Source organism: Anaerolineales bacterium (assembly GCA_016928575.1).
In the GTDB taxonomy this organism is placed as follows: domain Bacteria; phylum Chloroflexota; class Anaerolineae; order Anaerolineales; family RBG-16-64-43; genus JAFGKK01.
Genome location: JAFGKK010000053.1, coordinates 1 through 25,229 on the forward strand (window position 1 = coordinate 1; position 25,229 = coordinate 25,229).

Sequence of the window (25,229 nt, forward strand, 5' to 3'; positions counted from 1 at the left end):
CGGTGGCGCTCGAGAAGGGTTCGAAATTCGCGATCCGCGAGGGCGGCCTGACGGTAGGCGCCGGCGTGATCACCGAAATCATCGACTGAAAGGAGCGGGGCGGGGACCAACCCCACCCGTGTGCATAAGAAATGGCGAAATCGAAGGATGTCCGGCCGGTGATCACCCTGGCCTGCTCCGATTGCAAGGAGCGGAATTACACGACCCAGAAGAACCGGCGCAACGACCAGGGGCGGCTAGAGCTGAAAAAGTTCTGCCCGCGCTGCCGCAAGCACACGCTGCACAAGGAATCGAAATAATGCATTCGCGGGGGCGTGGAGTCGCTGCGCCCCCTACCTGGCGCGCATTGGCGCGCCGCAACACAGGCCAGTAGCTCAATTTGGCAGAGCACCGCTCTCCAAAAGCGGGGGTTGTGGGTTCAATTCCTGCCTGGCCTGCCTGATTCGGAAGCGGACGGCCGTCCGCATCAACCGCCGCACGGGCGGGCTTCGCGCCCGCCCGCGGGCCTTGGGTCGGCGGAGATCCATTCGTCCAAGAAACAAGCGAGGGTATCGTGCCGAAACCATCCGCCAAACAACCGAACGTCATCGTCCGGCTGGTCAACGAAACCGTGGGAGAATTGCGCAAGGTCTCCTGGCCGACCCGGGACGAAGCCCTGCGCCTGACTGCGATCGTGATGGTGGTGTTGATCGCCAGCAGCCTGTTCCTCGGCTTGATTGACGCCATTCTCACCGAGGTATTCCGCCTGTTGCTGGCGTAGGAACGGGGAAGAAAGCCGTCATGTGGGACGATCCGGAACGCGAGCAAGAGGAACCCCGGCAGTCGGAAGAGGAGCGGATTCAAGAATCCGCCGACAGCCGGCCGGTTTCGGATTCCCCCGCACCGGCCGCCCCCCTCGTCAACCCGCTGATGCCCCAGCCGGAGGAAGCGGCGCCGGCCCCCGAAACCGCCGAGCCCGGCGACGGGCGCGCTTGGTACGTGGTGCACTGCTACTCCGGCCAGGAAAACAAAGTGCGCCACAACCTGGAGCAGCGGATCGAGACGATGGGCATGAAGGACAAGATCTTCGACATCATCATCCCCACCGTCGAGGAGATCGAGGTAAAGGACGGCAAGCGCCGCACCGTGGAGAAGCGGGTCTACCCCGGCTACCTGATGGTGCAGATGGTCCTGACCGAGGAATCCTGGTTCGTGGTCCGCAACACGCCGGGGGTGACGGGCTTTGTAGGCATGGGCAACACCCCCACCGCGCTGCGTTCGGAAGAGGTGGCGCAGATCCTGAAGCGGATGGAAACCACGACCCCGACCGTCCGGCCGACCTACAAGGCCGGGCAGAAGGTGCGGATCGTCGACGGACCCTTCAACGAGTTCGTCGGAACCGTGGACAGCATCGATATGGACCGCGGCAAGGTCCGGGTGCTGGTTTCGTTTTTCGGCCGCGAAACGCCTGTGGAGTTGGATTTCCTGCAGGTGGAAAAAGCCTGACGCGGCCCCAAAATTTTTTCGTGGGAGGGCCGTCCCAAAGGCCCGTTACTACCACAAGGAGAATCCCTTGGCAAAAAAATTGAAAGTCGTCGTCCGTCTGCAAATCGAAGCCGGCAAGGCCAACCCGGCTCCGCCGATCGGTCCGGCTTTGGCCGGCCACGGAATCAACCTGATGGCCTTCTGCAAAGAATACAACGCCCGCACGTCCGGGCGTCCGGGGGAGGTCATTCCGGCGGAAATCAGCATCTTCACCGATGGCTCCTTCACCTTTATCCTGAAAACCCCGCCCACGCCGGTGATGCTGCGCAAGGCGGCCGGGCTCGAAAAGGGCTCCGGCGAACCCAACCGCAACAAGGTCGGCAAAGTCACCCGCAAGCAGGTCCGCGAGATCGCCGAAGTGAAAATGAAAGACATGAACGCGGTGGACCTCGAGGGCGCGATGCGGATGATCGAAGGCACCGCGCGCAACATGGGCATCACCATCGAGGAAAAATAAATAATTAATCCGCGCAGGCCGCGGAAGGTCGCGCAGAATTTTTTCCGTTGCGTGACCGCCGCGTGCTCCGTGGATCCAACTACGTGGGAGGGCCGCCAAAAATCGGCCCGTCCGCCCCGCCTTCGCCATAGGGTCGCCCGGGAATTCCCTCCGCGGATGCACCGGGATCCGTTCTCCAGGAAGATGCCGACCGGGAGTGGAAGCGAATACGGGACTGGCACCACAAGGAGAAAAAATGTCTGATCATGGAAAGAAATACCTGGCCGCCGCCAAACAGGTGGATCCGGAAAAGCTTTACTCCCCGGCGGACGCAGTCAAGCTGGCCAAGGCCACTTCGATCACCAAATTCGACGCCACGGTCGAGGTGCACATGCGCCTGGGGGTGGACCCCAAGCAGGCCGATCAGCAGGTGCGCGACGTGGTCGTCCTGCCGCATGGGCTGGGCAAGAACATCCGCGTGCTGGTCTTCACCGCCGGCGAATCCGCGAATAGCGCCCGCGAGGCCGGCGCGGAGCACATCGCCGACAGCGATGACATGGTGAAGAAAATCCAGGACGGCTGGGCGGATTTCGACGTGGCGATCGCCACGCCGGAGATGATGGCCAAGGTCGGCAAGCTCGGGCGCGTGCTCGGTCCGCGCGGGCTGATGCCCAATCCCAAGGCCGGCACCGTCGTCCCGCCGGAGGACATCGCCAAGGCGGTCAAGGAAGCCAAGGCCGGGCGGGTCGAGTTCCGGCTCGACAAAACCGCCAACCTGCATGTGAGCATCGGCAAGGCTTCATTTTCGGAAAAGGCGCTTTATGAAAATTTCGCCGCCCTCATGGAAGCCATCAAACGCGCCAAGCCGGCCGCGGTGAAGGGCATCTTCCTGCGCAAAATCGTCATGGCCACGACCATGGGCCCCGGCGTGCACGTCGATCCAGCCGCGGCGCAGGCGATGGAAGTCGGGTAAAAATCCTTCCTCACCCCCCACCCCTGCACCCTCGCCTCACTCCGCTCGAGGACAGGCTTCCCCCTCTCCTGACATTAGTCAGGAAGGGGGGAAGGGGACGGGGGATGGAGGTGAGGAAAGTGGCGCCGGGTTTGGTGTTATAATCCCGGCCGCTGAAACAACGCTTCGCCGCAGACAGCAGGCGTCCCGAGCTTTGTCGAGGGAAGAAGCCCTGCCGAGGTGAAGATTTCCACTCCACCCCCACCGTCGGCGGGGGTCCGAAAAGGAAGTCTTTGCTTCGTATGCGAAGCAAAGACTTTTTTTTGGAAAGGAGGTGACTCTCTTGGCGCTGACCAAAGAACAGAAGAAGGAACGGGTAGCCCAGACCGTCGAATTGCTGAAAAAAAGCCAGGGCGTGGTCCTGGCCGAATACGGCGGGTTGGCCGCCCCCGGCATGAACGCCCTGCGCAGCAAAACGCGCGACGCGCAGGGGGAAGTGCGCGTGGTGAAAAACACCCTGGCCGCGATCGCCATGCGCGAAGCGGGTTTGGCCCTGCCCGGCGGGAAAATCGACGGCAACACGCTGATCGCCTTCGGCGTCGCCGACATCGTCGGGATTGCCAAAGCGGTCGTCGACGCCGCAAAGGAATCCGAGTTCGTGAAGGTCAAAGGCGGATACCTGGACGGCAAGGCGCTCTCGGCCGACGAGGTGAAAACCCTCGCCGCGCTGCCGCCGCTGCCGGTCATCCGCGCGCGGCTGGCGGGCGTGCTCAAAGCCCCGGCCGGCAAGATTGCGGGCGTGCTTTCCGCCCCGGCGCGCAACGTGGTGGGAGTGTGCAAGGCGTATTCGCAGAAACAGGCAACGGCCTGAAAAACTTCCCTCACCTTTCTTCCCCGCCCCTTGCTCCTCTCCTGACTTCGGTCAGGCGAGGGGAAAGAGGAACGGGGTAGGGGGGTGAGGAAATAAAGGAGATGTTTTGCAATGGCTGACATCCAGAAACTCGTGGACGAGCTCTCGAAGCTCTCCGTTATCGAAGCGGCCGACCTGGCCAAAGCGCTCGAGGAAAAATGGGGCGTCACCGCCGCGGCTCCCGTCGCGGTGGCGATGGCGCCGGGCGCGGGCGGCGCCGCCGCGGCCGAAGAGGAAAAGACCGAGTTCGCCGTCATCCTCAAGGATGCCGGCGCGAAGAAGATCGACGTCATCCGCGTCGTCCGCCAGCTGACCAACCTGGGGCTCAAGGAAGCCAAGGAACTCACCGAGGCCGCCGGCTCCAAGGTCCTCGATGCGGTCACCAAAGACGTCGCCGCGGACGCCAAGGCCAAGCTCGAGGCCGCCGGTGCGAGCGTGGAAGTCAAGTAATCCCGCTTCAAGCATAATCAGAAACCCCCGCAAGGGGGTTTTTTTTCTAACAGGGTGTTGAAAAAGCCCATAAAGGGTGTCATTGCGAGCGACCGCAGGGAGCGAAGCAATCCCCTTCGCTGGAAAAAGAGGGAGATTGCTTCGCCCGCCCCGGCGCGGGGCGGGGCTCGCAATGACATCGCTAAGCTTTTTCAACACCCTGCTAATTGGAACCCTTAGGGTCCAGAGGACCCCAAGGGTTCCAAACGCGAATTTCGGGAAAAAAATAATTTTTTCCTCAGGCCGGAATAAGCATGCATGGATTTCCCCCGTTCGCACACACCGCTCACGGGGCAGGCGCCGAAAAGAAGGGATTGCACGGATATAGAATACAAATAGTGGTTTTGTTTAACTGCACAGGCAGCTTATTTCGACTGAATAATCTCAGCATAACATCACCGGTGTTATTGGTTTTGTCCGTCACCCCGGCGTGGCTTCCCCGCGCCCGCCCTCGCGCCCGCCCTCGCGCCTGCTCTCGCGAAGCGAGGGAAGCGAGGGAAGCGAGGTTCGAAGCCGGGGCCCGGTATTTATTGAAGATTTACTGGATGCCGGCTAATTTCACCCCCGGCAAAGAACACGCCGAGGGCGGGCGCCGGCATGACGATCGCCAGCAGAGTAATAACAAATGATCAAGGATCGGGCGAAAAACCGTCCGGCGGGAAGAGGGGCCGATTTTAAAAAGCAGGAAGATACTCGCTCTGATTGTGACTGTCATCGCGCTTCTCGGATCGGCCTGCGGCGGGACCCCATCGCCGCAACCGATGCCGTCGTCCACGGAGAGGTGGGAGTGGCGCCGTCACCCGCGCGCACCCGCAAACCCACTCCGAAATCGACTTCTTCTCCGACCGGCGCGTTCACGCAGACGGAAACCCTCCCTCCGCAAAACACACCGAACCCGTTCCCGCCGTTCACTCGTCCCATCACCGCCGAAAACATTTCCGGAATCGGCGGATGGGCGCGGATCGGAGCGGGTGATGTCCTCCAGATTTCCTATGCGGCAGAGAATTGGCGCGGCGTGGGTCTTTTTAATTCCGCGTCCGGAAAGATAATCCGGCTGCCAAACACGGATTTCTTTTTCCTCAGTTTGTCCTTTTCTCCGGCCGGTAAACCGATGGCTGCGGGATCCCGGTACGGCACCCTCGGCCTTTGGAACGCCGCCGACGGGACTCCGGTGTGAAGCATCGATGGGCATGCCGATGCTGGATGTGGTGTTTCTTTCTTGCCGGATGGAACCCTGCTGGGCCGGGGTTCGGAAGACGGCGGAATAAAAAACCTCCGGGACAGGAATGAGATTAATCGCGCGGTGGGGCGGACGGAAACGGTGACGGGGAGCCTTGCGGATCGGCGGGCCAACGGCGGCGGATCGGTCCGTTACCGCAAGAGGTTATAATTCGGCTTTGGCCTGCGGCGGACCGGTGACGTCGCAAAGCCTCCTTGGATTAATTTTTCCCGCCGGGCAGGAGGAGACCCATGGACCGTATTCATAGAGGAATAATGCTTCTTGGATTGTCGCTCGCTCTGGCGTCCTGCGCGGCGGCGGAATCCGCCCCGGACGTGTCCCTTCCGGCGGCGGAGATGCCGACCGCAGGTGCGAATCCGAAACCGTCGGCGACGGCCGCCTTCAGCCCCACGGCGACCCAGACCCCCACGCCGGAGCCCACGCAATTCAGTTTCCAGGAACAGCTGACGGGACATCCCTCCCAGCTGAGTCTTTGGATCGAGGAGCTCGATCCGCACAGTGGGAAGGTTGTCGTCAATGGGGCCGACATGAACAGCCCGACCGCGCCGTTCACGGTGGATTGGGGCGATGGGGAAACGGCCGACGCCTGGTTTCCCTGTCAACACACGTATGCGGACACCGGAAAAAACTACCTCGTCGCGGTGACGGCCCATTACTCCCAAACAGACACCGGTGCCGCCGAACTGCTGGTGCGATTTGCGCCCCCCGTCATCGAGCCCATCCCGCTGCCCGAAAATCTCCGCGTAACCATACCCGTCCAAAAGCCGAAGTTGACCAGCCGACTGTACGCCGTGCCGGGCGGACTGACCACCTTCACTGATGAATTTTTCGCCGGTGGATTGACCCCCCGCGAGGCTGTTGAGTACGTGCTCTCCCTCGCGGCCTACCTCCAGTACGATTTCGCCAACGAAAACGTATACACCGGCGAGGACGGCTTCCCCCAGGTGTTGTTGATGGATCCCTCTGCCCAAGGAATGTATTCGCTGTGGTTCACCGACCCCGTCAGTCTCGCCTCGGGGGAATACGGTCTGAGCGGGACTCTGCAATACAGCTCGTTCTTCCACGAAATGGGCCATAATTTCACGCTCAACAGCCCGGCGGCGTATTACACCGGCGGCAAGATCGACGGCAACGCGAACGCGATCTACTCCGAGACCCTGGCCAATATTTTCGCCCACGCCACGGCGTACGAGTTGCTGCGCAAGGCCGGGGAGTTCGGCCTGGACGACGGACTGGCGGCGGAAATCCGGCAGTCTGCGCTTTCGTCCATGGCGGTGACGCGAAGTGGCTACGAGGATTACCTGGCCGCCGGGAAATCGTTCCATTCGTGGAACGATCCGGCCACTGCCGACGATGAAACCTTCGGCACGTTCATGACGATCGCGTACAAATTCTGTGAACGGGCGGAGGCGGATGGGAGCGGATACCGCGAACCGGTGAAACGGATGATGGTGTTGCTGCAGAAGTTCAACCCGGATTGGCACGCGCGGTATTCCGCAGGCGCCAATTCGCCCGCCGCCGAGGCTTTCCGGGCGACGTGGATGGTGGCCGCCCTTTCGTACGCCTTTTCCGCGGACCTGCGGGATGAGTTCCGGGCATTGCAGTTTCCGATCGACGATGCGGCATTTGAAGAACTGCTGAATGCGGCATCCGGGTGACGCCGGCCGGGAAAGGGGACGGAATTATCCCGGAGAACCGCTCCCGCGCCGGCCCGTCGTTGGAGGTTGCGGCGGCCGTCGCCTCGCAAGCCGCCATCCGGCCGGTCCGACGGATGATCGAGAGCCTGCGCTCGTTCGGAGGCTTCCTCAGCAGGTGACATCTACGGATGTTTTCCGCCTGACCGGAAGCGGCGGACGGCCTGGCGGGTTTGGAGGATGCCGAGGTTGTTTCCCCGGAGGTCGGTGAGGATTGTCACGGTTACCCCCCGGCGCGAGTGCGGAAGTCAGGTAGTCCCGATTCCAGCAAAACCAGAAACCCCCTGCAAGGGGGTTTCTGGTTTGTAATGGAACCCTTAGGGTCCGGAGGACCCTAAGGGTTCCATTATTAACGGCGGATTCCGTGGAAACAGTTTTTATTTAGACAGTCCGTAAAATTCGTACGCGGATCTCCCCGTTCATAAAAATCGCTCACGGGGCAGGCGCCGAGAAGAAGGGATACACGGATTTGGAGTACAAATAATTCATTATTTCGACTCTTTTCGGTGTATCATACTGCGTAATATAAATGAATTAATTACTACAGAGTCGTCCATAAAAAAACCGTGTTTTCTTTTCAATAGCGCAAATACACCTATCCGGAAGAATCCCCATTACCTTGCCGCTCGCAAAGCAATCGCCATGATTCCATAGGTTATTCGGAGGGTCCCGCGGATCCGGATTTTATTTTTGGATAGCTGTAACTGAATATAATTAATAAACCAAGGATCGGGTGAAAAAACGCCCGGCGAGGAGGATGGTCTTTGTTGAAGAGGAACAAGATAATTGCTCCGTTCGTCATTGGCATCGCGATTCTCGGTTCGGCCTGCAGCGGGAGTCGCTTGCCGCAACCTATGCCGTCGTCCACGGAAAGGATGAAAGCGGCGCCGTCGGCCACGCACACCCACAAACCCACCCAGACATCGACTTCTTCTCCGACCAGCACGTTCACGCAGACGGAAACCCTCCCTCCGCAAAACACACCGGTGCCGTTCCCGTTGCTCACGCGTCCCATCACCGCCGAAAACATTTCCGGCATCGGCGAATGGGCGCGGGTCGGATCGGGCGTCGTCCTTCAGATTGCCTATTTATCGGATGGAAAAACCGTCGCGGCGGGGAATTGGCGCGGCGTGGACCTTTTTGATACCGCCTCCGGAAAGACTACCCACCTAATAAACCTGGATTCCTTTTTAATCAGCATGTCCTTTTCGCCGGACGGCAAGCTGGTGGCTACGGGATCCAGGTGCGGCGCCGTCGGCATTTGGAATGCCGCCGATGGCACTCCGGTGTGGAGCATCGATGGACATAACGATATTGTGATCGGTGTTGCCTTCTCGCCGGACGGCAAGCTGCTGGCCTCGGGTTCGGATGACAAGGCGATCAAGATCTGGGATGTGGCTGAAGGCGTTTTAATCCGAACTTTAGAAGGTCACGGTGCAGGGGTGAATAGCGTTTCCTTCTCGCCGGATGGGGGACTGTTGGCCTCTGGTTCGGATGACGGCGGAATCAGAATTTGGAGTGCCGCTGAAGGCACGCTACTCCGTACAATAGGGGGGCGTATCGGCATTGTAAGAAGCGTATCCTTCTCCCCGGATGGACGATGGTTGGCTTCGGGCTCGGGGGATGCCACGGTCAGGATCTGGAATTCCACGGACGGCGCATTGCTGCGCACAATGCGGGATATTCCGGAAGGGGAAAGCGTCAAGTCATATGGGGTCAGCAGTGTATCCTTCTCCCCCGATGGAAAGTTGCTGGCCTCGGGCTCGTACGAAGACAACACGGCCAAGATCTGGGATGCCGAGGATGGCACGCTAGTTCGAACGCTAAGCGGGCACACCGATTGGGTGAAAGGGTTGTCGTTTTCGCCGGACGGGACGCAATTGGCTTCGGGATCGATAGGCGGCGAAATAAGGATGTGGAACGTCGACGACGGAAAATTAGCGAATATTTTTGGAGTGGAATTGGGTTGGGTGTCTGACGTTACTTTCTCACCGAACGGAAAACTGCTGGCTTCGGCATCAGGTTCCTTCAATGACGTGCAGATATGGAATGTCGCGAATGGAATGTTGATCCGGACGCTGCAGGGGCATACAGGCTATATATCGAAAATATCCTTCTCGCCGGATGGACGGTTGCTGGCATCGGTATCGCGTGGAGACAAGACGGTCAGGATCTGGAATGTTGCGGATGGCAAGGTGGAAAGAGTTACTGAGGATGAATCGGAGGGTGTTTCCTTCTCCCCGGATGGAAAGCTGCTGGCATCGGGATCGGGGAAAATCTGGAATGTCGCGGATGGGACGCTCGTTCGATCGCTGGACGGCAGAATGCCCGATCAACCAGCCTTCTCGCCCGACGGAAAGCAACTGGCTTTGCGGTCTTGGTGGGCTGGGACAGTAGAACTCTGGACCGTCTCCACTGGCACGCTGGTGCAGAGGCTGGGTGGACCATGTGGATACTCATCTAATATGTCCTTCTCCCCGGATGGGGATTACATCGCCTTGAGCTGTCATAATGGATTGATCTACATCTGGAAGGTGGCTGACGGAAAGCTGTTGCGAACTCTGTGGCAGGCTGAGGATAATTATTGGAGCCTATCCTTCTCGCCGGATGGAAAACTGCTGGCTTCGGGGTCGCATGACGGCACCATCAAGTTCTGGAGTCTCCCGGATGGAAAGCTGATATCGACGCTAAAGGAGCATGCCTATTCGGTATTGGCTGTTTCTTTCTCGCCGGACGGAAAGTTGCTTGCTTCGGGATCGAGGGACGGTACGATAAGTCTGTGGGGGATTCTGTAGCCTGGCGGCTTTAGCTCCATTGCACATGTCCAAGCTCGAGGCCGCCGGGGCGAGCGTGGAAGTCAAGTAGCTCCACTCCCGCCTCTGATAAAAAAACCCGCAAGGGGTTTATTTTTATCACTATAGGAGTTGTGCTTATAATGGATTCGCGCAGACCGAGGCGGTCTCCAAGACCGCCTTGGTCTTTGAGGTGACCATGTCTTCCTGGCGCAAACATCTCCCCCACAATCCCATTCCCATCCTGCTCGAATCCGGCTGCGAGCCGGTGGCGTATTTCGCGCACCGCGACCTGCTCGGCGAGGATCCCGGGCCGGTTGAGCAGCTGTGGGATTTGCGCGATGCGCAGAAAATCCTCCGCGGCCAGATGAAAAACGGCCGCTGGAAATATCCCGCCCCCGCCACGACCGCGCGCAGCAGGGAGGATTACGACCAGATCGAGACCTACCGCCAGGCGGGTTTCCTGGTGGAGAAGTTCGAATTCACACGCAAGCACCCGGCGCTCCGCAATGCGGCGGAGTTCCTCTTCTCCCGCCAGACGAAAGCCGGCGATTTCCGCGGGATCTACGGCAATCAATACGCGCCGAATTATTCGGCCGGGATCATGGAACTGCTGATCAAGGCCGGATACGGACGCGATCCGCGTATCCGCCGCGGCTTGCGCTGGCTGCTTTCCGTGCGCCAGGCGGACGGCGGCTGGGCGATCCCCTTCCGCACGGCGACCAAGGCCAAGTTGGACGCCGCCTTCATGAATGCGAAGACGCTCGAGCCGGACCGCGCCAAGCCGTTTTCCCACTTGGCCACCGGGGTCGTCCTGCGGGCCTTCGCGGTTTCCGAAAAACACCGCGGCGACGCGGAGATCCTCTCGGCCGGAAAACTGCTGGCGTCGCGCTTATTCCAATCCGATACCTACGTGGACCGCCGGACGCCCGAATGTTGGACCGGATTCCGCTTTCCATTCTGGTTCACCGATCTGCTCACCGCGCTGGATACGCTTTCCCGGCTTGGTTTTCCGGCGGACGATCCGGACATCCGCAAAGGATTGGATTGGTTCGCCGAGCGTCAGCGGAAAGACGGGGGGTGGACACTCAAGCTGCTTTCCGGCGCGGATAAGAAACTGCCGTATTGGCTGGACCTGGCGGTGTGCCGGGTGTTCAAACGATTCTTCGACCGTTGACCAGCGACGATCGGCCATCGGAAAACTTGACGATGGACCAAAGTAGAACCTGACCATGGACCATAGCAGATCATTATCCCGCTTTCGCGGGATGATGAATACCCCGCGCCTGTCCTCGCGAAGCGGGGGGCTTGGCGCGCGGCAGTTTATTCGCGAGATATTCATTGCGTCCGGGATTTACAACGGAACCTTTTTATTGGAGAGTCTGGAAGGGGAGGTGGGATGGGATGGACTATCATCTGGAATAAACTGCGCCGCTATGGGGGCGGCGCAGTTGACAAAAGAAAAATCCCGTCAATCCTGAAAAATCCTGTTAATCCTGTCCAATGCTTTACTCCGGCTTCGCCGGAATCTTCAACACAAACCGCGCGCCGCCTTCCACCCGGTTCTCCGCGGTCAGCGTCCCGCCGTGCGCCTCGGCCAGCTTGCGCGCGATCGCCAGCCCCAGGCCGGATCCGCCTTCGTCCCGCGCCCGCCCGGAATCCAAACGGTAGAAGCGCTCGAAGACTCGCGCGAGGGCGTCGGGCGGGATCCCGGGGCCGGTGTCCTCCACGAATATACTGACCGCCGTGCCGTTGGTAACTCCGCCCAGGCGGATCGTTCCGCCGCCGGGCGTATGGCGCAGTGCGTTGTCGAGGAGGTTGCCGAGGATCTGCTCCAGCCGCTGCAGGTCGGCCGCGAGCGGCGGGAGCTCCTCCGCCGGCAGGATCTCGAGCTTCTGGGCGCGGGCTTCGGCCCGCGGGGTGAAGCGGGCGGCCACGCGCCGCATCAGCCGCGCGGGGTCGACTTCGCTTTTTTCGAGCTCCAGCCGGCCGGCGTCGGCCAACTCGAGCGTCCGCAATTCCTCCACCAAGCGGTCCAGCAGTTCGGCACTTTCGCGGATCGGCGTCAGGTTCTCCGTCGTGAGCGGATACACTCCATCGGAGAGGGCGTCCAAGTTGGCGCGGATCACCGACAGCGGCGTGCGCAGTTCGTGGGCGATGTCGGCCGTCATTTCCTTGCGCAGGATCTCCTGCCGCTCGATTTCCGACATCATTCCCTGGAACGAGCGGGTCAGGTCGCCGACCTCGTCGCCGGAGGGCGCGGGCAGGCTCAGGCCGCGCTCCCCGCGCGCGAAGCGCCGGACGGCGGCGGTGAGCTGGCGCAAGGGCGAGGTCAGGCTCCGGCTGAGGACGAGCGCGATCGCCAGCCCGGCAATTCCGGCGGTGGCCGCCGTTCCCCACAGCACCCGGTTCACCGCCGAGAGCAGCGGTTCCTCCGGATTGCGCGCGGAGCCGCTCATCGACACCAGCTGTCCGAACATCCGCTCGCCCTGCCGGATCGGCACCGATACGGCTTCCGGCGGCATCTCAAACGGCTCCCCGGTCAGTTCCCCGGCGCTGTCGACCGCCACCCTGCCGTCCAAATCGACCACCAGCCACCGCGCGTTGCGCATTTGTTGGATCGGGCCGGGTGCGCTAAGGACGATCTCGGCGCCGTTCCAGGATTGGTTGGCGCTGAAGTAGGCGGCCAGCTCGCGGGCCAGCATGTGGTTGGGCAGCATCTCGTTTTGCAGGAGGGCGCCGCGCATCTCGCGCCCGGCCGTGCGGCCGGTGAAGAAGACCACCGCGGCCAGGGTCGAGAGCAGCAGCAGGGCGAAGGCCAGCAGGATTTTCGTCGCGAGGCGCATCGTCAGGCTTCGGCGAATTTGTAGCCGATCCCGAACACGGTCAGGATCCGGACGGGATGCTTCGGGTCCGGTTCGATTTTTGCCCGCAGGTTCTTTATGTGGACGTCGATCGTGCGTTCATACCCCTCGTAAGCGGCGCCCTGGCCCGCTTCGAGCAGCTGCATGCGGGTGAACACCCTTCCCGGCCGGGCGGCCATCGCCGAGAGCAGGCTGAACTCGGTGGGGGTCAGTTCCAGCGCCCGATCCCCGCGCCGGACCGTGTGGCGGTTCCGATCGATTTCCAGATCGGCGATGCGGATCACTTCGGCTGAATCCGCCCCGCCCCGGGCGCGGCGCAAAATAGCCCGCACCCGCGCCACCACCTCGCGCGGCGAAAACGGCTTGGTGACGTAGTCGTCCGCGCCCAGCTCGAGCCCCACCAGCCGGTCGGTTTCCTCCACCCGGGCGGTCAGCATCAGGATCGGCGTCTGCCCCTGGCGGCGAATTTCGCGGGCTACATCGAGCCCGTCCATCCCCGGCAGGTTCAGGTCCAGGATCACCAGATCCGGATTCTCGGCATGGAAGGCCTGCAATCCTTCATCGCCGCGATAGGCGGCGGAAACCTGGAACCCCGCTTTTTCCAGGTAGGAGCGGACCACGCGCACGAGCTGAGGTTCATCGTCCACAACTAGGATTTTGGCGCCCATAGCTTCCATTATATGGGAAAGCGGGGATGGCCTCTTCCGGCCGCAACGGCGGATTCCCGGATCCGGAAGGATCCGGGAATCCGCCGCCGGTTGGCGAAGGCTTAGCGGCGCTTCTTGCCGCAGAACGGGCATGCCACCCACCCCGGATCGAGGGGCTTGGCGCAGTATGCGCATGGCTCCACCGGCGCGGCCGGCGCGGCCGGCGCCGGAGAAGGCGCGGGCCGTTTGAGAAGGGCGTAGACCAGGGCCGCCAATCCGCCGATCCCCAACAGGGGGAAGGCCAGGCGGAACAGAGAGCCGGCTCCTCCAAGCAAACCGCCGCCGATCATCCCGCGGTGAATCATTCTGGATCCGATGAGGCGGGGCATCGCCGCCGCCGGAAAGCCGCCGAACAACGGCAGGGCGATGCAGAAGGCCAGCAGGAAGACCGCAAATCCGAAGAGAATCCACTTCCAGGTATTTTTCATTTTTTTCACTCCCATTCTTCACCGGCGGGGTTTCTCGACCGGCGACCTTTGCGTTAATCCGACGATTCCTCGCAAACGCAGCCATCCGGACCGCGGCGGCCGATCCGATCCGATTCCGCCGGTTTGGTTCTTTGCGTTTTCTCCGCCGAATCCGGATCCGCGTTCCGATACCCCGGACCGCCGGGAAAACGCCCGCCTGATTGCGGTCCGCCGCCCCGCAATCGCCAGGGCATTTCCGGGGCCGGGGAGTCCGATCCGCAGACGGCTTGGAGGATGTCGCTTCGATACGTTTCCAAAAGCCGGCTTCCGCCGTAGGCCGCGCCGACGCCCAACGCCGCGGCAAGAACGGCCACGGCTGTTACGATCAACACTTTGCGCATGAAACCCTCCCCGAACGGGGGCCGGGCTTGACCCGCGTTCCTGATCGGAGCATAAGCCGGACGTGTGAAGATTTTATAAAGTTTGGATTGGAAAATTCCGCATGTTTCCGGAAGAAGAAAATTGGTGTTTCTACTCAGCCTCAGTAATATTGAAAAGAAACCCTGCTCTGTTCCATCCTCACCCCTATCCCCTGTCCCTCCCCCCGCACCGCTCGAAGACAGGCTTTCCCCCTCTCCCGACTTTTGTAAGGAGAGGGGGAAGGGGTTGTGTGGGTTGGGGGTGAGGAAAGGGCAGGGACGGGGTGCTGGGGAGATATAAAAAGGCTTTTAAAAACCGGAGTCCAAAATCGGATTATGCTGTTCCCGGGCAGGTCGATCCAGGAATCAGAACCGGCTCCGTTGGTCGAACCTGTGCAAACCGGCCGCGCGCGCCGCGGCGAAGGCGCGGTCGTATTCCTCCGCAGTGATCGGCCGGTTGATCCGGTCGAACGATCCCCGGTGGACCTTTCCCGCGGGGCGGTATTGCGCCATGAGGTTGACGTAAGTATCGGGGGAGATTTCCTCTACCAGGAAGCGCATTACCTCCGGCGTGCTGGCGACGCCGTCCGGCATCACCAGATGGCGGACCAGCAGCCCGCGCACGGCCAACCCGTGCTCGTTCAACTGCAGATCCCCGACCTGGCGGTGCATCTCGCGAACGGCGGCGCGCGCGGCTGCGGGATAATCCTCCGCCTGCAAGTAGGTTTTCGCCAGCTGCGGATCCCAGATTTTAAAATCCGGCATGTAGATGTCGACGATCCCCGACAGCAGGCGCAGGCTGTGCGGTGAATCGTAGGCCGACGTGTTGTAGACGATCGGCAGACACAGGCCGCCCTCCGCGGCCTGCGCGAGCGCTTCCAATACCTGCGGGACGACGTGTTCGGGGGTGACCCAGTTGATGTTGTGGCAGCCGAGCGCCTGCAGTTCCAGCATCATCGCCGCGATCCGCGCCGGGCCGCATTCCTCGCCCGCTCCGCCCTGGCTGATGTCGAAATTCTGGCAGAACACGCAATGCAGGTTGCATCCGGAAAAGAAGACGGTCCCGCTTCCCCGGCGGCCGCGCAGGCAATCCTCCTCCCCGAAGTGGGGGAAGAAGCTGCTCACCCGGGCCCGGCGGCCGGTGCGGCAAAATCCCTCCCCTCCGGCGGCGCGGTCCGCGCCGCATTCCCGCGGGCAGAAGCGGCAATCCGCCAGGCCGGCGGCGGCTTCCGCCGCCCGCCGCCGCAGTTCCCCCTCCGGCAGTTTCCGGTAGGCCGGCTCGAATTCCCGCGACGGATCAGGCATGCGGTTGCTCCAGGACCTCGCGCAGGATGGATTGCAGGCGGGCGTAGTGCGAACCCGGCCAGAAGATTCTTCCGCATCCGCCGCAGCGGTAGAACTCGTCAAACCGCTCGCGGATTCCGGGCGGCACCCCGTCCGCGACGGCCTGCTGTTCCGCCGGCGCGAGCAATCCGTTGCAGGCCAGGCAGCGGCGGAAGGGGGCGCAATTCCGCGCCAGGTCGAAGCGGTCCACGATTTCGCGCAGCTGCCGGCGGGGAGAGTCGGAGCGGACGCAATAGCCGCGGGTGACGATCGAGCGCTTGAGCAGGCCGCGGTCGCGGCTGAGCAGGATCCGCCCCTCGGCGGCCGAACGCTCGGCCAATTCGCCGTCGGCGAAATCGTTGCGGTAAAGCGTGTCGAACCCAAGCAGGCGCAGGTAGGCGGCCAGACGCCCGAGGTGCCCGTCGAGGATGAAGGCCGGTCGGCGCAGCGGTTCGGGGCGCAGGCGCAGGACGGGGCGGATGTCGAGCGATTCGAACACCGGGTAGACGCTGACCGAATCGCCGTCGTGCAGGGGATGCTGGAAATCCACCGAACGGCCGTTGACCAGGATCAGGTCGACCTCGGTGTGCGGCACCCCGAGCGATTCGATCGCGTCCTTCGCCCCCGCCCGTTCCTGGAAGGCATGCGAGAAGGCTTTCCCGCGGCGGGCGGGGGGCAGAAAATCGTTCAACTCGGCGTAGAAGCGGAAGGTTGCACGGGACATTTTTTTGATGACACCGAAGCGCTCCCGGCCGGGATCACGCCGGGACATCGCATCGACGCGAGGCCGAGGCGGGCGTCGAGCCCGCCGCCTGCGGCCCTTACCCGATCAGCCCCCGCCTCCGCCCCTCCGCCACCGCCTGCGTGCGGCTGTTCACGCCCAGCTTGCCGAAGATGTTTTGGGCGTGGCGCTTGACGGTCGCCAGGGCGATCACCAGCCGCTCGGCGATCTGCGCGTTGGAGAGGCCTTTGGCGATCAATAGGAGGATTTCGATCTCCCGGGGGCTCAGCGGCTCGGGCAGATCCTCGGCCGCGGGCTTGGCGATCGGCCGGGAAGCCAATCGGTTGCGGGCGGAAACCAGCCGGTCCACAAAGGGCGCTTCCGCACCGCGGACGGACGGCAGCAAGCCGAAGAGGCGCTCCTCTTCGTCGAGGAAAGCGCGGAGGTAATTTTCCGGCGCGGCGGCCTGCAGGGCCCGCTCGAGAAAACCGCGTGCGGCCGCCGGATCGCCGGTCCTCTCGGCCAGCAGCGCCGAAAGGATCCGGGCCGTGATCAGCGGACGGCGCATGCCGCCGGTTTCGAGGAAAGCGCGCAGTTTCTCCAGCCAGGCGACCGCCTCGGCATGCGCGCCGCGGACGATCAGCCAGCGCGTGAATACTAGGTGGCTATCCAGCCGGATGTACTGCGGCTCCTCCGCGGTCGAACAGCCGGCCTCCTCCGCCCAGCGCGCGGCCTGATCCAGGCGGCCGAGCCGCAGGCGGATGCCGGCCTGCGCCGCGAGGATCGTCCCAACGTCCGTGAGGCCGGTTTGCCGCGCGAGCGCGGCCGCCCGGTCCAGCGCTTCCAGCGCCGAGTCCGCCTCCCCCCGCGCCAGGAGGATGGGCGCGCAGATCCCGCGGGCGAAAGAAACGAACGGTTCCTGGCGGTGGCGGATGCCGTACTCGAGGGCTTCCGCGTACAGCGCAGACGCCCGCTCGATGTCATCGGCTTCATAGTAAAGCATCGCCCGGCGGGCGAGCAGCATGCAGCTGGTGGGGGATCCCGTCTCCCCGAAAGAAGCCCGTTGGCGGATCGTTTCTTCGCACACCGCCAGCGCCTCCCGCCGCCGGCCGGCGAGGTTGAGGTCGTAGACCAGCATCATGTCGACCAGGTCGGTGAACAGGTGCGAAAGCGAAGCCGGCAGAGCCTGGCGGGATTCCTGCAAGGTGCGGATCGCCTGCTCAACGCGGCCCATCCGCTCGTGCGGCTCCGCCAAGAGCCAATAGGCCATCGGCAGCCATTGATCCTCCCGGCCGCGAAGATCCTCGATCGCCCGGGTCGCCAGGCGGATGGTCTCCGGATAGTCCATCCGCGCCATCAGCGCGAGGAACGCCTGCAGGAGGAAGGCCTTCCCGCGCGTCGATTCGAATCCGGTCCGATCCGCAAGGATGCGGAGGGCGCGTCCGGCCAGCGCTTCCGCCCCGGAAAAATCCCCGCCCAGGGTGAGCGCCCAGCCCTTATACAGCGCGAGCTCGGGGTCCGCGTACAGCAAATCCTTGGGCAGGGAATCCAGCCACCCGATCAGGGTCTGCGCCCGTCCCTCGCGGATACCGTCCTCGGCGGCCAGCCGGATCAAGCGCGCGGCTTCCACGTAATCCCCCGAAAGCGCCCCCGCGGCCAGCGCGTGGCGCACGGCGAGGGACGGCATACGGTGCGATTCGAACCAGGCCGCCGCCCGCTCGTGCAGCCGGCCTTCCTCCTCGGGCGCCAGCCGGGCCTTGAGGAATTCCGCGAACAGGCGGTGGTAACGGTACCATTCGCGGCGCTCGTCGAGCGGGAAGAGGAAAATGTTGGAAGCCTCCAATTGCTCCAGCAGGGCCTGGCTGCCGGAGCCGTCGAGCACCGCGTCGCACAGCGGCGCGCTCAAGCGGTCGAGGATCGACGTGCGGCGGAGGAAGGCGCGGATCTCCTCCGGCAAGCGCTCCAGCACTTCCACCACCAGGTAGTCCATCACGTAGCGGTGGTCGCCGGAGAAGGCGGCCAGGAATTTTTCCGGTTGAGCCCGCTCCTTCTGCAGGGCGAAGGCCGCCAGCTGCAACCCGGCCACCCAGCCCTCGGTGCGAGCCTCAAGCGTCTCCGCCGCCGCCGGCACCTTCAAGCCCGTCGTCCGGGCGAGGAATTCCTCCGTTTCCGTCAGCGTGAAGCGCAGGTCGGATTCGCGCAATTCGGTGATCCGGTCCCGGGCGCGGAGGCGCGCCAGCGGCAGGGGCGGATCCTCGCGCGTTCCCAAGGCCAGGTGGACGGAGGGAGGAAGGTGGTCGAGGAGGAATTCGACGACGGCATGCGAAGCCGGAGCGGTCACCAGGTGGTAATCGTCGAGGATCAGCAGCAGCTTTTCGGAGGCGGCCAGGTCGTTCAACAGCGGGGCCAGAAGGGTCAGCGGCGAGGCTCCCTGCGGGGATTGCAGCAGCTGCAACGGGATGGGGCTGACGGCGGGAACCGACTTGCGGATCGATTCGACCAGATAGCGGAGGAACAGCACCGGGTCGTTTTCGGATTCCTCGAGGGTCAGCCAGGAAGCCGGCCTTTCGGCGCGGTGCGCCCATTCCGAAAGCAGGGTGGTTTTTCCGAACCCCGCCGGGGCGGAAACCAGCGTCACTTCGCGGCCGACGGCGAGCCCCGCCTCCAGCCGGCGGAGCAGTCGGGTACGCGAGACCAGGTTGGGGCGCAAAGCCGGGGCGATGGTCTTGCTGTCGAGCAGGACATCGCGGTTCAACGGCGGTTTCCTTTCCTGCGCGTCACGCGCGGAATCCGTCCCAAACGGCCAGGGCGGGCTTCGGCGTTCCGTCCCGCTTCCGCAGTCCGACGATCGAAAAGAAGCGCAGGGTCTCCGCCTGCTCCCCCATCCCCGCGCCCTCGAAATATTTGCGGTACGAATCCATGTCCAGGTCGTCCAGGATCAGGTAGATCCAAAAGACCAAGCGCGCCCCGATCTGGTCGTGGATGGCGTTCAGGTACAGCACCTGGTCCTCGGGCGTTCCGCGGAAGGGGTCCATGTCGACGGATCCGAAACCGCCCTCGCCGACGGCGAGGGGTTTCTTTGTCCGGGCCAGCAGCGGAGCGTAGTAATCCTCCGGAATCTGGGCCGCGCTGTCGAAGGCCACAAACGGATAGGAGGAGATCACCCACAGGTCCAGGTCGGGTTCGAAGGCTTCAATCGTTTCCCAATCGATCTTTGCTTCGCCCTGATCGGCGAAGCGGTTCACGTTGTTGATGTCCTCCCATTGGAACGTGACGAACACCTGCGTCTCGGGTGATTCGGTTTTTACCTTGCGGTACGTCTCGCGGTACAGGCTGAGGAAATTTGGGAAATCCTCCGGAAACGCGTCGGCGTAGGAGTTTATTTCCGACGCCAAGCCGAGGTAGCGCGGACGGTAATCGCGCGCCAGGCGCAGGGCGAAATTCTGGTACGCCGCGCGGACGACCGGATGGCTGAAGTCGGCGCCGGCCAGGTCGGGCGGAAGCCCGAAGAACTGCCGGCGGTCCAGGCCGTTGAGCGGGTCGACGACGAAGACCGCCTCCAGGCCGTTCCGCCAGGCCAGGTCCACCTGCCCCCGGATCTCCTCGATCCGATCCGAATCCGCGTCTAGGCCGTCCCGGAAATCGTCCCAGGCCACGTTCTGCTGGATCAGGACGGCGTCGCCGTGCCGGGCGATGGAGCGGTAGATGCCCACCGCGCTGAAGATGTCGGCTTTCGCAGAAGTGGGGAAGAAGCCGTAGGCCGTGCGTCCGGAATCGAATACCGAGGGCGAAGGCGGAGCGGGAGGTTCGAGCATGGAGCAGGCCAGGGCGCCGAGGAGGAGCGCGCCTAAGGCCGGCGCCCATCCGCGGATCTTTTCTGTTTTATGTGCGGGGCAGGCCTGGGGGCTCGGCCTCCTTTGCGGTTCCATCGGCCTGGATGGGAGCGGGGGGATTTCGGCTGAGTCCAAGGACGATGGCCCCCTACAGCCAGACCGCCTGCGCGGGCCCCACGTTGCGCGACAGGATCCGGAGGTCGGAGCCGTCGGGGCGGACGATCATCAGCGTCCGGCTTTCTCCCGAAGCGGTATCCGCGATGACGGCGATCCATTGGTTGTCCGGCGACCAGGAGACGAAGGCCGGCGCCTGTTCCAACGGGACGATCGGATTACGCAGGGCGCCCTCGCCCGAAATGGCCACCAAGTGCTTGGTGCGCGTATTGTAGAGCAGGAAGCCGTTGCCGTCGGGGAACCACCGCGCGCCGAATTCCGGGCTGTAGCCCTTGTCCGCCAGCGGAATGTAATATTTGCTCTCGTCCAGTCCGGCGATGATCAGGTACGTCTGATCGGCCGGCGCCTCGGGCGGCAGCGCGCTTTCGGCGGGCTTCTGGGGCAGCAGCCCGGCCAGGTACAGGCTGTCGGGCGACCAATCGTAGTGGCCGTAATTGTTCGGATCGAAGGTGACCGAAACGGTGCGCGAATCGGAGGCGCGGAAGGCGTAGGGGTAAGCGTTTGAATCCAGAGGATTGCCCATGTCGTAGGCGAAAACCCATTTGCCGTCGGGGGAGAAGGAAGGGGAAGCGGCCAGTTCCCAGGGCACGCCCAGGGCCTTCAGCTGTTTGGCGTATCCGCTGCTCAGCGAGACGGCGTATAAAAATCCCCGGTTGTCAGACACCTGGGTTGCGCCCTGCGCATCCTTGGAGAAGGCGGAGGCGACGAAGGCGATCGATTGGCCGTCGGGCGACCACGCCAGCGACCAGATCGCCCGTCCCGCCCCCGTGCCGACCGGAAGCTTGGTAATCGTCCTTTTCCATGAGCCGTCCACGTTGATCGTCCGGATCGTATTGCCGTCCGGCAGGCCGACAAACGCCACCTTGAGGCCGTCGGGCGATATCACCGGGTGAACGCAGTCCTCCGGGATCTGCGCGGTGAGCGCCTGCGGTTCCCCCCCGGAAACCGGAAGGCGCAAAACTTGGCAAGCGCCCGCCGCCAGGAACAACAACGCCGGCTCCTCCGGAGCCGGTTCTCCCGCGAACAGGGTCGGGGTCCGCGTTACGCTCGGGGTGAATGTCGACGAGGGTGTCGCCGACGGAGTTTGGGTCGGAGAAAGCGAAGGCGTAAACGACAGCGAGGCGGTAAAGGCGGCCGTCGGGGTTGGCGCGGTGGGAGTCGGGGTGGGGGTGGAGGGCATCAGGAACGACAGCGAGAGATCGGTTAACCCGAGGTTCGGGAGGATTCCTCTCCAGCCCGGATAGAAGAGAATCCCGGCGATGATCAACAGAATGGTCGCGGCCAGCGCGCCGAGCAGGATCAGGCTCTTCCAGCGGCAACCGGACCGACGCAGGGGGCCGGTCCCCTTTTTCGGGCGGACATAGGTGGGCGGTTTACCGGGAGGGCGTTTGCCGGTCAGCGGCCCGGTCCGGAATCCGGCCAGCCCCTTGCGGGCGTATTCGCTGGTCGGATTGTGGCGCAGGCATTCTTCCAGGATCTTGATCCGTTCCTGGTGGTCGGGTTCGGTTTGCACCAGCCACAGCCAGGCCATCTCCTGGGTCGGATCCTCGCTGGTGATTTTGTGCAGGAGAGCATGCGCGTCCGCCACCCTTCCGGATTGGGCGAGGGAGATGGCTTTTTGCAGTTGAGGGTGCTCCCGGTAATCGTCCATGATTCTCAGGCGGATCGTACCCGCCCTGATTATATCCCAAGGGTGGAAGGCGGATTCGGCCGCCCGCGGCCGGTCGAGCGCCAAATCGGGCTTCCGGTCCTTTGTTTGAATCCATCTCGCTTATGAGATGGGCCGGGAGAATTCCTCCTGACATTATCCCGCGCGGAGCGTAGGATGGGAACGGGAGGATGGGCTGAGGCGAAGGCTGAGGAGATGCTTTTTTTCTGATTTCACGGCGCCGCCCATCCTTGTGAGGAATCCGTTTTTGGGTGACGCCTGGCAGCCTTTCGGTCGTCATCCCGGCGCGTTTCAAGCCGGGATCCGGTAGTTCCGGGACAGAGTGCCCGAGGAAAACGCCCGGGCACGGCGGTTTGGAGTATGCCCGTCACCGGGGAAGTCATCCACCGGAGATCGCTTTCACGCCGGCGCGTATTCCGCTCCGGACCGTCCGGTCCTCCGCGGATCAGCCGGATCCCAAACAGGACGAACCACAGCGGGTACACCGCGGCTCCCCCGGCCGAGGCGAACAGGTTCTGCGGCTCGAAACCCGTAGCCGAGGCGATCACGGTCGCCCAGGCGCAGATCCCGGCCAGGACCCCGAACGCGGCGTGCCATGCGGGAAGCCGCCGTCCGAGCAGGGCCAGAAGGTTGACGAGGATCAGCCAAGTGCCGGGGCCGCCGAAGGAAAACCAACCGTCCGGATCGATCTGCGGAAGTCCGACGGCGAGGATTACTGCGCGGGTGGTTGCGTCGCCGGTTTGAAAGGCGGCCGAGAGGACGGGCGCGGCCCGGATGAGCGTGACCGCCCAGACGCCCTGCACCGTATAGCCGGCCAATCCGAGCAAGGTGGCGAACCGCGCCAAATCCGGATGAACGCCCCTCACCATATCCTGCACCGCCGGAAGGATGTTGTTGGAAAGGACGGCGGTGACGGCAAACACGATCCACGGCAGGGAGGAGAGGAAAGCATTGTCGGCGAAGTTCCGGAAGAAGGAATACGCGTCGTCGCGTCCGGCTTCCGGCGAATTGAAGAAGTAGAGGATGATGACGACGTTGAGCAGGCCGATGGCGACGGCGGAGATGCCGCCCAACAGCGACCGGACGGCCGGTACTGCTTACGGGGTTTTCATGGCTGCTCCTTTTTCTTCTCGGCGGAGTTAAATCCGCTTCATGAAAACCGCGTCGACGATCGATTGCGGAAGGATCCCGAGGAGGTTCATCATTCCCGCCTGGGAATCGGCGAGGTATTTCCGCTTCGGTTTTTCGGCCTGCAGCGCGGCGTAGACGGTGCGGGCGACCCGTTCCGGCTCGGTCCGCCGGCGGTCGAACCGTTCGAACTGCTTTTGGAGTTTTTCCAGCGATTGAACGTACAAATCCGATTTTTCCCGCGGCCAAACCCGCAGGTCGCGTTCGAGCTCGGCCCGGGTGCGGGCCGGGGCCGCGGTGCGGATGCCGCCGCAGGCGATGAGGATGTTGGCAATTCCCCAGGGCGAGAGTTCCAAGTGCAGGCTCTGGGCGATGCAGGTCATCGCGAATTCGCCGGCGTGGATGCTGGACACGTAGGGAACGGCGATCAGCCCGGGGGTGGCGATCCAGAGGATCCGTCCGCCGCGGGCGCGCCGCACCAGCGGCAGGAGGTGCTGCAGGAGGGCGACCGGTCCCACCAACCGCGCCTCCAGTTCGGTCCGGAAGCGGGCGAGGTCCAACAGTTCCACCGGCGCGATGAATCCGCCGCCGGCGTTGTTGACAATCGCGTACAGCCTGTCGCGTCCTTTGCGCGCCAGGCTCTCCCGCACGGCGGCCGCGGCGGAGGCGATCTGATCCGGATCGCTCAGGTCGAGCGGGCAGAGGGGCTCCAGGCCCGCCAAGCGGAATGAGCGCAGGCGTTCGGCGTCGGTCTCCTTGCGGACCGCCGCCAACACGTGGAAACCGCGGGCGGCGAGATGGATCGCCGTCGCCAGGCCGATGCCCGAGGAACAGCCGGTGATCAGGACAGATTCGCCGGCGGGATGGGGATCGGAAGGGGTGGATGTGCTCTTCATAGTGGTTTCTCCGGATGCGTCCGGCCGGGCGGCGGCCCCCGCGCCGTGCGGTTCTGCACCCCCCGCCGGAAGGATGTCGACCGACCGCAGCGGAACGGCGAGATCCCGCAGGCGGTGAAGGATTCCAAACAGGGCGGCTTGGTCGGGCAGCGGCCCGCGCAGAACCGTCGCCCCGTCCGACTCGTACCTTAGGGACATTCCGGGGAACCATTTGGCCGCCGGAGCGTAATCCAGCCAGGCGGCGATCCGGATTTCCGCCACGATCGTCGGCGGGGCGGGATCGGCGCGGTCAGTCATAGATGAGGTCGCCCAGCACGGCCCGGATCCCGGCATTGGCCCGGAGCGGGCGGATCTCGGAGAAAATCCGCGCCCGGCTTTCCCGTTCCAGCCCGGCGATCGCGCACATGATCCGGTCGGCGGTCGATTCGACCAGCTCACGGTCCTCCACGCTTCCGCGGAAGCGGAGCGGCGCGCCGACGGTCAGGGCGTAGGGCCCGCGGAAATACCATGTTCCCACGGCTGGCTTGCCTTTGACATTGGATTCCAGCAGGCGGATCCGTTTGCGGTCCAGCGCCACGCCGATCGGCACCACCGGCGCGCCCGATTCGAGCGCCAGCCGCGCCGCGCCGGTGCGCGGCTTGTGCAGGCCGCCGTCGATCGGGCTGATGGCCCCTTCCGGATACAGCGCCACCGATTTGTTGTCGCGCAGGGTGCGCAAGGCCGCTCGGTAAGCCGCCCGGCCGTTCCCCGGCACCACCGGAATGTGCCCGGCCAGGCGCAGGTAGGATCCGAATACCGGCACCTGAAATAGGCGCTCCTCGATCAGCAATCGGACCGGCTCGGGGGTGATTTCGAGGATCAGGAACGGATCGGTGGTGCTGGGATGGTTCGAGACGAGGATTTTCGGCCCGCCGGGCAGGGGCTGATGCCGGCGAATGTCGATGTCGAACATCAAGTTTTCATACAGGTCGACGGCCGGCAATCCCAACCGGAAGAATAAAGAATGCATGGAGTCTCCTTTTCGACGATTGGAGTACTTCAGCGTTCATCC

General features: G+C 63.4%; 25 protein-coding genes and 1 tRNA gene. 13 read left to right on the plus strand and 13 right to left on the minus strand.

Translation table 11 applies throughout. From position 1 onward, the window contains the following. The 11 genes from JW929_06505 to JW929_06555 form a co-directional block, all read left to right on the plus strand. The coding region (locus tag JW929_06505; GenBank protein MBN1439045.1) for a hypothetical protein at positions 1-89 on the plus strand (89 nt) is incomplete at its 5' end. Between the two features lie 42 nt (positions 90-131). Beyond that, on the plus strand, positions 132-299 hold the full coding sequence (gene rpmG / locus JW929_06510; protein MBN1439046.1) for a 50S ribosomal protein L33: 168 nt from the start codon (positions 132-134) through the stop codon (positions 297-299). A gap of 64 nt (positions 300-363) precedes the next feature. Next, positions 364-437 (plus strand) — tRNA-Trp (locus JW929_06515). A gap of 116 nt (positions 438-553) precedes the next feature. Next, positions 554-760, plus strand: coding sequence for a preprotein translocase subunit SecE (gene secE / locus JW929_06520; GenBank protein ID MBN1439047.1), 207 nt, complete (start codon positions 554-556; stop codon positions 758-760). 149 nt (positions 761-909) lie between these two features. Then, positions 910-1,485, plus strand: a complete 576-nt coding sequence (nusG, locus tag JW929_06525; GenBank protein ID MBN1439048.1) for a transcription termination/antitermination factor NusG — start codon at positions 910-912, stop codon at positions 1,483-1,485. 67 nt (positions 1,486-1,552) lie between these two features. After that, positions 1,553-1,981, plus strand: coding sequence for a 50S ribosomal protein L11 (gene rplK / locus JW929_06530; protein MBN1439049.1), 429 nt, complete (start codon positions 1,553-1,555; stop codon positions 1,979-1,981). Between the two features lie 235 nt (positions 1,982-2,216). Then, positions 2,217-2,933, plus strand: coding sequence for a 50S ribosomal protein L1 (locus JW929_06535; GenBank protein MBN1439050.1), 717 nt, complete (start codon positions 2,217-2,219; stop codon positions 2,931-2,933). A gap of 322 nt (positions 2,934-3,255) precedes the next feature. Continuing rightward, positions 3,256-3,783 (plus strand): 50S ribosomal protein L10, encoded by a 528-nt coding sequence (gene rplJ, locus JW929_06540; protein MBN1439051.1) that lies wholly within the window; start codon positions 3,256-3,258, stop codon positions 3,781-3,783. 111 nt (positions 3,784-3,894) lie between these two features. After that, positions 3,895-4,272: a 50S ribosomal protein L7/L12 gene (rplL, locus tag JW929_06545; protein MBN1439052.1), complete on the plus strand. Its 378-nt coding sequence runs from the start codon at positions 3,895-3,897 to the stop codon at positions 4,270-4,272. A gap of 1,533 nt (positions 4,273-5,805) precedes the next feature. Further along, positions 5,806-7,209, plus strand: coding sequence for a hypothetical protein (locus JW929_06550; GenBank protein MBN1439053.1), 1,404 nt, complete (start codon positions 5,806-5,808; stop codon positions 7,207-7,209). Then, positions 7,206-7,367, plus strand: coding sequence for a hypothetical protein (locus JW929_06555; GenBank protein ID MBN1439054.1), 162 nt, complete (start codon positions 7,206-7,208; stop codon positions 7,365-7,367). The genes JW929_06550 and JW929_06555 overlap by 4 nt, the downstream gene beginning before the upstream one ends. A gap of 533 nt (positions 7,368-7,900) precedes the next feature. On the opposite strand, the gene JW929_06560 is transcribed toward JW929_06555, so the two are convergent. Beyond that, entirely contained in the window at positions 7,901-8,197 is a 297-nt protein-coding gene (locus JW929_06560; protein MBN1439055.1) for a hypothetical protein, read from the minus strand. Positions 8,198-8,243: 46 nt separating this feature from the next. Here JW929_06560 and JW929_06565 point away from each other — a divergent pair, with 46 nt between their 5' ends. Further along, positions 8,244-10,040 carry a PD40 domain-containing protein gene (locus JW929_06565; protein MBN1439056.1) on the plus strand — a complete coding sequence of 599 codons (1,797 nt, stop codon included), beginning with the start codon at positions 8,244-8,246 and terminating at the stop codon, positions 10,038-10,040. A 196-nt stretch (positions 10,041-10,236) separates the two neighbouring features. Further along, complete coding sequence (locus JW929_06570) at positions 10,237-11,214, plus strand: hypothetical protein (protein MBN1439057.1); 978 nt, start codon at positions 10,237-10,239, stop codon at positions 11,212-11,214. Between the two features lie 331 nt (positions 11,215-11,545). Here JW929_06570 and JW929_06575 read toward each other — a convergent pair whose 3' ends face one another. The 12 genes from JW929_06575 to JW929_06630 all read right to left on the minus strand — a co-directional run bounded on the left by JW929_06575 (position 11,546) and on the right by JW929_06630 (position 25,187). Then, entirely contained in the window at positions 11,546-12,883 is a 1,338-nt protein-coding gene (locus JW929_06575) for a HAMP domain-containing protein (GenBank protein ID MBN1439058.1), read from the minus strand. A gap of 2 nt (positions 12,884-12,885) precedes the next feature. Next, on the minus strand, positions 12,886-13,569 hold the full coding sequence (locus JW929_06580) for a response regulator transcription factor (protein MBN1439059.1): 684 nt from the start codon (positions 13,567-13,569) through the stop codon (positions 12,886-12,888). Positions 13,570-13,670: 101 nt separating this feature from the next. Next, positions 13,671-14,036: a hypothetical protein gene (locus JW929_06585; protein ID MBN1439060.1), complete on the minus strand. Its 366-nt coding sequence runs from the start codon at positions 14,034-14,036 to the stop codon at positions 13,671-13,673. A 53-nt stretch (positions 14,037-14,089) separates the two neighbouring features. Beyond that, complete coding sequence (locus JW929_06590; protein ID MBN1439061.1) at positions 14,090-14,416, minus strand: hypothetical protein; 327 nt, start codon at positions 14,414-14,416, stop codon at positions 14,090-14,092. Between the two features lie 384 nt (positions 14,417-14,800). Next, entirely contained in the window at positions 14,801-15,739 is a 939-nt protein-coding gene (locus JW929_06595; protein ID MBN1439062.1) for a radical SAM protein, read from the minus strand. Then, a complete protein-coding gene (locus JW929_06600) occupies positions 15,732-16,481 on the minus strand; it encodes a Mut7-C ubiquitin/RNAse domain-containing protein (protein ID MBN1439063.1) in 750 nt (249 codons plus the stop codon). Before JW929_06600 ends, JW929_06595 begins: the two co-directional genes overlap by 8 nt. Positions 16,482-16,578: 97 nt before the next feature. Continuing rightward, positions 16,579-19,233, minus strand: a complete 2,655-nt coding sequence (locus JW929_06605) for an AAA family ATPase (protein ID MBN1439064.1) — start codon at positions 19,231-19,233, stop codon at positions 16,579-16,581. Positions 19,234-19,255: 22 nt separating this feature from the next. Beyond that, positions 19,256-20,293 (minus strand): hypothetical protein, encoded by a 1,038-nt coding sequence (locus JW929_06610; protein ID MBN1439065.1) that lies wholly within the window; start codon positions 20,291-20,293, stop codon positions 19,256-19,258. A 166-nt stretch (positions 20,294-20,459) separates the two neighbouring features. Next, positions 20,460-22,220 carry a PD40 domain-containing protein gene (locus JW929_06615; GenBank protein ID MBN1439066.1) on the minus strand — a complete coding sequence of 587 codons (1,761 nt, stop codon included), beginning with the start codon at positions 22,218-22,220 and terminating at the stop codon, positions 20,460-20,462. 146 nt (positions 22,221-22,366) lie between these two features. Then, positions 22,367-23,227: a DUF4386 family protein gene (locus JW929_06620; GenBank protein ID MBN1439067.1), complete on the minus strand. Its 861-nt coding sequence runs from the start codon at positions 23,225-23,227 to the stop codon at positions 22,367-22,369. 66 nt (positions 23,228-23,293) lie between these two features. Next, the gene (locus JW929_06625; GenBank protein ID MBN1439068.1) at positions 23,294-24,475 is read right to left on the minus strand and encodes an SDR family NAD(P)-dependent oxidoreductase; all 1,182 of its coding nucleotides are present in this window, start codon (positions 24,473-24,475) and stop codon (positions 23,294-23,296) included. Beyond that, positions 24,468-25,187 carry a 1-acyl-sn-glycerol-3-phosphate acyltransferase gene (locus JW929_06630; GenBank protein MBN1439069.1) on the minus strand — a complete coding sequence of 240 codons (720 nt, stop codon included), beginning with the start codon at positions 25,185-25,187 and terminating at the stop codon, positions 24,468-24,470. The genes JW929_06625 and JW929_06630 overlap by 8 nt, the downstream gene beginning before the upstream one ends. Positions 25,188-25,229: the final 42 nt, after the last annotated feature.